The following is a 5,837-nucleotide window of genomic DNA, read 5'->3' on the forward strand; positions in this document are numbered from 1 at the left end:
AGCCGGGCTTGCCCGGCTTTTCATTTTTGTGCCCGACGCTGACGCGATGGCGGCCGGCTTATGCGGTCGGCGCTTCAGGGTGCATCAGACCTTCCTTCTTGAGATCGGCCCAAAGCGCTGCGGGCAGTTTCGCATCGAGCAGCGAGCGGTTGCTCTCGACTTCGCTCGGCCGCTGGCCACCGGGGATCACCGAGACGACCGAGGGGTGCAGCAGCGGGAATTGCAGGGCGGCCTCGATCAGCCGCACGCCATGGCGCTTGCAGACGCTCTCGATGCCGGCGACCCGGTCGAGGATGTCCTTCGTTGCTTCGGAGTAATTGTAGTAGGCGCCTGGCTTCGGCCCTGTTGCAAGGATGCCGGAGTTGTAGGGCCCGCCGAGAACGATGCCGATACCGCGTGCCTGGCAGAGCGGCAGGAAGGATGCCAGCGCCTCCTGTTCCAGCAGCGTATAGCGCCCGGCCAGCAAGAACAGGTCGAAGTCGCCGCGCTCAGCCAGCGTCTGCGCAACCTGCCATTCGTTGATGCCACCACCGAACGCCCTGATGACGCCCTGGTCGCGGAGCGAGAGCAAGCCATAATAGCCCGAGCGCATGAACTCCTCGATGCGCCGGTCGGACGCTTCCTTGCTGCCATGGGTGAAGATGTCGACGTCATGCACGAAGAGGATGTCGATACGGTCGACGCCGAGGCGCTCCAGCGAGGCTTCGAACGAGCGCATGACGCCGTCATAGCTGTAGTCGTACACTTCACGGCGCGACGGCGTGTCGAAGAACTTGCCGATGCCGGTGCGCTCTTCCGGCGGGCAGGCGCGCATGATGCGACCGACCTTGCTCGACAGCACATAGTCGTCGCGCTTCTTGCCGCGCAGGAACGGGTTGAGCCGCGTTTCCGACAGGCCAAGCCCGTACAGCGGCGCGGTGTCGTAGTAGCGGCAGCCGGTCGCCCAGGCGGCTTCCAGCGTGGCGTTGGCGTCCTCGTCCGAGACGGCACGATAGAGGTTGCCGAGCGGCGCCGTGCCGAAGCCGAGTTCGGTAAAACTGATGCCGCCATTGCCGATGCGGTCGAAATGCCGTGTCTTCATATCCTGCCGTTTGCCTCGCTTGATTTGTCTGACATGACACTATCATGCCTGTGATCTGGCAAAAGCGTAGCTGCGCGTTGGACACGCATTTTCGCGGTTGCTAGCATGAGCAAAATCAAGCTGTTCGCGGCAGCAAGGGCGGCAAAATCCCAGGATGATTTCAATGGCAGGTTTGCGGTGAGCGACAAGAGCAAAAGCCTGTTCGAGACCGCGCTTGACGAACTCGGCGGCGTGCTGGCGCGCATCGATGAGAGCCGGATCGACGCCGCCTGCAAGATGCTGGCGAGCGCCCGACTGATCGTCGTCTACGGCTGCGGCCGCGAGGCCTTGCAGGTCAAGGGTTTTGCGATGCGGCTCTACCATCTGGGCCTGCCTGTCGCCGTGGTCGGCGACATGACCACGCCGCCGCTGGGGCAGGGGGATGTTTTCCTGGTCAGCTCCGGGCCGGGAGAGACTTCGACCGTGCTGACCCTCATGCAGGTTGCGCACGATGCCGGTGCAACCAACCTGCTGCTAACCGCCCAGGCCGAAAGCGGTGCGGCACAGCGCGCCGATTTCACGCTGCTCATCCCCGCGCAGACCATGGCCAACGATCAGGGGGCACAGAAGACATCGGTGCTGCCGATGGGCTCGGTGTTCGAAGGCGCGCTGTTCCTGCTGTTCGAGGCGATGGTGCTGAAGCTTAAGGATTTGATCGGCGCGTCGCCCGAAGCGATGCGCGCCCGCCACACCAACATGGAATAGATCATGCGCTATGAACTGATGCTGCCGCACCAGATCCGCAAGGCGATCGCCGAGAACTGGCCGGTCGCTCTGCCGCTTGGCGTGCTCGAATACCACGGCGAACACATGGCGGTCGGCATGGACACGCTGGCCGTCGTCAAGACGCTGGAGCTGTTCGAAAAGGAGAAGGACGTCGTCATCCTGCCGCCCTTCTACTACGGTGCTGCGAGCTATGCGGTGGCGCCGCCGGAAGGCAGCGGCTCGGTGCAGGTCGGCGGCAACGCGCTGGCGCCGTTCGGCGAGGAGCTGTTCTACGGCCTGCTGCGCATCGGCTTTCGCAACATCCACGCCATCATTCACCACCAGACCGAGAATTTCGCCGCCGGCATGCCGACCGATCTGGCGTTCAAGACCGCCGGTCGGCAGGCGATCTTCCGCTTTCTCGAGAAGGAACGCGGCGAGGGCTGGTGGGGCTCTCAGGCGATGGCCGACTACTATTCGGGACACGCTGCGGGTGAAAATTTCTTCAACTGGGTGCAAGTGCACCCGCTGATGTCGGCTGACATGAACGGCAAGTACCCGTTCGACCATGCCGGCATCGGCGAGACCTCACTGATGCTGGCGCTATGCCCGGAGGCTGTCGATGCTGGCCACTTCGAAGACAACAAGAGCTGGTATACGGCGAGTGCCAGGGATGCTTCAGCGGAACTCGGGCAGAAGGGCGTCGCCATGATCATGGATCACCTGCGCACAATTCTAAGAGCCTAGCGCGGTTCTTCCTCCTCCCCTTGCGGGGTGAGAAGCGGTCTGCGTAGCGGACGAAAAGCCAATTGCTTGGCTTTTCGAGCTTCGAACGCCCTGAGCCTGCGAAGGGCCGGGGTGGCCGATCCACCTACCGTGTCCCCGCTGCTTCGCAGCGTCCCGGCGTTCGCCGGCCTTTCATCGTGCCACCGGCACGATGAATTCGCCTTCGGCGAACCGGCTGCTCACCCCACAAGGGGTGAAGGGAAGGCTGGCCCTGCTACTTCACCGCTCCCGCGGTCATGCCCATGATCAGATAGCGTTCGAGCGCAATGCCGATGACGGCGAGTGGCGCTATCGCGGCGGTGGCGAGTGCTGCCATCGACCACCAGTTGATGCCTTGCGAGCCGGTCTGGCTCGCCACCATGACGGGAATGGTCTTGGCGTCGGTCGAGGTCAAAAGGGCGGCGAAGAAATACTCATTCCAGCACAGCACCATCGCCAGGATGAAGGCGGCGACCATGCCCGGCAGCGCGATCGGCATGACGATGCGGAAGAAGGCGCCCCAGATCGACAGCCCGTCGACGAGCGCTGCTTCCTCGAGCTCGACCGGGATCGAGTTGAACTGGTCGCGCATGATCCAGATGACGATCGGCAGCACCATCAGCGTGTAGAGCAGGATCAGCCCGACGCGCGTGTCGAGCAGACCGACTTCGCGGTAGAGCACCAGGAAGGGCAGGGCGAGCACCACCGGCGGCAGGATCAGCTGCGACAGGAAGAAGAACGAGATGTCCTCGTTCTTGAACCAGGCGAAATGATAGCGATAGCGGGTGAGCCCGTAGGCGGCGAGGCTGCCGATGACGATGGCCAGGCTCGACGCGCCGACCGAGGTGATCACCGAGTTCATGAAGCGCTTGAGGAACTCCTCGCGCACCGTCGAGGTCTGGAAGATCGAGTCCGGCGACAGGCCGAGCGAGCGCCAGCCTTTCCAGTCCGGCTGGAAGTCGACGAAGGGGATGAGATGGCCTTGCGTGACATCAACCGCGGTCTTGAACGAGGTCGTGATCGTCCAGTAGATCGGAAACAGGCAGATGAACGCCCAGAAGGCCAGCGCCCCATAGATGAAGACGCGGCTGGCGAGGAAGCTCGCCGGTGAGCGGATCTCCGAGGCTACATATTCGGTGGTCTGAACGCTCATCTTGGCTCAATTCACATTGCGGACAAAACGGTTGGCAAATTTCAGCAGCCAGGTGACGAACACGACGATGATCACCAGATAGGCCATCGCCAGCATGGTTCCGTAGCCGACGTTCGAGCGGTCGCGATATTCGCGGTAGATGAAGCTAGACACGGAATCGGTCGCACCGCCCGGGCCACCCGACGTCACCGTGATGATGATGTCGGCAAGCTTCAGCTTGAAGATGATGCGCAGGATCAACGCCGTCACCGAAACCGGCAGCATCAGCGGGAAGGTGACCTGCCAGAAGGTCTGCCACGCATTGGCGCCGTCGACGCGTGCGGCTTCGAGCACCTCGCGCGACATCGCCTGCAGCCCGGCCAGCAGCATGATCATCATGAACGGAATGAAAGTCCAGGCGTCCAGCACCATGATCGCAATGCGCGCGATGATCGGGTCAGAGAAGAAGGCCGGATTTTCCCAGCCGAGATGACGCGCCAATGTGGCCGCCGGTCCGAAGCGGTACTCCATCAGCGATTTGCCGATCATCCACGACACCGCGACCGGCGACAGCATCAGCGGCATCAGGAAGACGACGCGGAAGAATTTTCGCGCCCGGATCTGCGCGTTGAGCAACAGCGCCAGGCCAAAGGCAATCACATATTCGACCGCCACCGCCAGCACATAGAGCACCATGTTGAACAGCGCATTGCGGTAGTAGGGATCGCCCAGCATCTGCCAGAAATTGTCGAGCCCGTTGAACCTGCGGCCGCTGAAGGAGCTGAGGTTCCAGTCGGTGAGCGCGATATAGAAGCCGAACAGCGTCGGGAAGATCACCATGGCGATGGTGAACAGCAGCGCCGGCAGCAGGAACAGGGCACGCTGGCCGTCCTCGCCGCGCGTCAGCACCTGGCCGATGCCGAGCGCCACGCCCCACAACACATAGGCATAGACGACGGGGCGCCAGGTTTCGGCTTCAGCCTTGTAGAAAATCTCGAACACGATCACCGCTAGCAGGCCAAGCGTCGCCACGGCCATCAATGCAAAGCCAAGCCGTCTGCGGGCCGGTGAAATCAGGTCGTAAGGGGCGGCGTCTGCCGGCCACTGGTTTGCGGTCGAAGTCTGGTCAGCCACAAATCTCGCCCGTTCAGGAGGCTTCCGAAAGGAAGCAGGTTATTTGTGGTCCGGCAGCAGCCTTCGCCGCCGGACCACGGTTCGTAGGCCAGCCTACATGCCGAGCGAGGCCTTGTAGAGCTTGACCTGCTTTTCGCGGCCGATCTGGTCGGTGAGCTTCTCCCAGGCCGCGGCAATGGCGTCGGCGCCTTCCTGCGCCTTCATCTTGCCGGCGAAGGTGTTGGCCAGAATGTCCTCGGCGGCGCTGTAATACTGGAAGATGCCGGGGATGCGTGGCTCGATCGCCGCGTTCGGATGGTTGTACGAGTCGCCTTCCGACTTGAGGTAGGAGGTGATGAAGGCCTCGTCATAGCCTGCCGCCACCCACTCCGGAATGTCGAAATGCGAATTGCGGTAGGGCTGGAAGCCCGACGGATACATCGCCGTCCAGATCGACAGGTCCTTGCCGCCGAGATGGGCGGCAGCCGACCATGCCGCCTTCTTCTTCTTCTCGTCGGCATCGACGCGGGCCATGACATAGACGCCCCAGCCGAGATAGGCGCAGTTCGGCGCATAGTTCGGGCCGCTGGCGAGCTTGTCCCACTTGCCGGTCTTGGAATTGTAGACGTCGTCCGAGCCCGGCAGGATCGAGAAGCCGGTGACGTCGCCAATGACCGACGAGTCGTTGGTCTTGACGTTGGAGCCGACGTCACCCCACCAGGGGATCATCGAGCCGGTGCCGGCCAGGAACTGCTGGAAGGCAGTCGTGTTCGGATCGGCATTGATCTGGTCGGCGGGTTCGGACGGCAACGCGTCGATGACGTCCTGGATGGCGCGCACCCAGGCCGGGTTGTTGATGCGCGGCTTCATCGTGTCGGCGTCGAACAGCCAGGCCTTGTCGTCAGGATGCTTGGCATAGGCGGTGGCGCGGCTGCCAAGGAAGTAGAAGCCGAAACCGCCCCAGGGCTTTGGCGCATCGAGATAGCCATAGACGTCCTGGCC

The 5,837-nt window shown here is 62.7% G+C and carries 5 protein-coding genes and 1 pseudogene; 2 read left to right on the forward strand and 4 right to left on the reverse strand.

The window, feature by feature from the left end:
• Positions 1–58 precede the first annotated feature (58 nt).
• Positions 59–1,081, reverse strand: a complete 1,023-nt coding sequence (locus EN993_RS29850; RefSeq protein WP_109669510.1) for an aldo/keto reductase — start codon at positions 1,079–1,081, stop codon at positions 59–61.
• A 177-nt stretch (positions 1,082–1,258) separates the two neighbouring features.
• Here EN993_RS29850 and EN993_RS29855 point away from each other — a divergent pair, with 177 nt between their 5' ends.
• Together EN993_RS29855 and EN993_RS29860 are read left to right on the forward strand one after the other, a co-directional pair.
• Positions 1,259–1,825 carry an SIS domain-containing protein gene (locus tag EN993_RS29855; protein WP_126071119.1) on the forward strand — a complete coding sequence of 189 codons (567 nt, stop codon included), beginning with the start codon at positions 1,259–1,261 and terminating at the stop codon, positions 1,823–1,825.
• Positions 1,826–1,828: 3 nt separating this feature from the next.
• Positions 1,829–2,572 (forward strand): creatininase family protein, encoded by a 744-nt coding sequence (locus EN993_RS29860; RefSeq protein ID WP_127265578.1) that lies wholly within the window; start codon positions 1,829–1,831, stop codon positions 2,570–2,572.
• Positions 2,573–2,825: 253 nt separating this feature from the next.
• Here the strand turns inward: EN993_RS29860 and EN993_RS29865 are convergent, their stop codons facing one another.
• From EN993_RS29865 to EN993_RS29875, 3 genes and pseudogenes are all read right to left on the reverse strand, one after another.
• Positions 2,826–3,743, reverse strand: a complete 918-nt coding sequence (locus tag EN993_RS29865) for a carbohydrate ABC transporter permease (RefSeq protein WP_056594228.1) — start codon at positions 3,741–3,743, stop codon at positions 2,826–2,828.
• Between the two features lie 6 nt (positions 3,744–3,749).
• Positions 3,750–4,856, reverse strand: a complete 1,107-nt coding sequence (locus tag EN993_RS29870; RefSeq protein ID WP_127265579.1) for a sugar ABC transporter permease — start codon at positions 4,854–4,856, stop codon at positions 3,750–3,752.
• A 93-nt stretch (positions 4,857–4,949) separates the two neighbouring features.
• Positions 4,950–5,837, reverse strand: a pseudogene (locus tag EN993_RS29875) (sugar ABC transporter substrate-binding protein); the annotation flags it as partial.

The sequence above is a fragment of the Mesorhizobium sp. M7D.F.Ca.US.004.01.2.1 genome (genome assembly GCF_003997785.1).
Lineage (GTDB): Bacteria > Pseudomonadota > Alphaproteobacteria > Rhizobiales > Rhizobiaceae > Mesorhizobium > Mesorhizobium loti.

Bases quoted from the DNA above. Each gene is read 5' to 3' on its own strand.
- EN993_RS29860 (WP_127265578.1), top strand. From the start codon at position 1,829: ATGCGCTATGAACTGATGCTGCCGCACCAGATCCGCAAGGCGATCGCC.
- EN993_RS29850 (WP_109669510.1), bottom strand. From the start codon at position 1,081: ATGAAGACACGGCATTTCGACCGCATCGGCAATGGCGGCATCAGTTTT.
- EN993_RS29865 (WP_056594228.1), bottom strand. From the start codon at position 3,743: ATGAGCGTTCAGACCACCGAATATGTAGCCTCGGAGATCCGCTCACCG.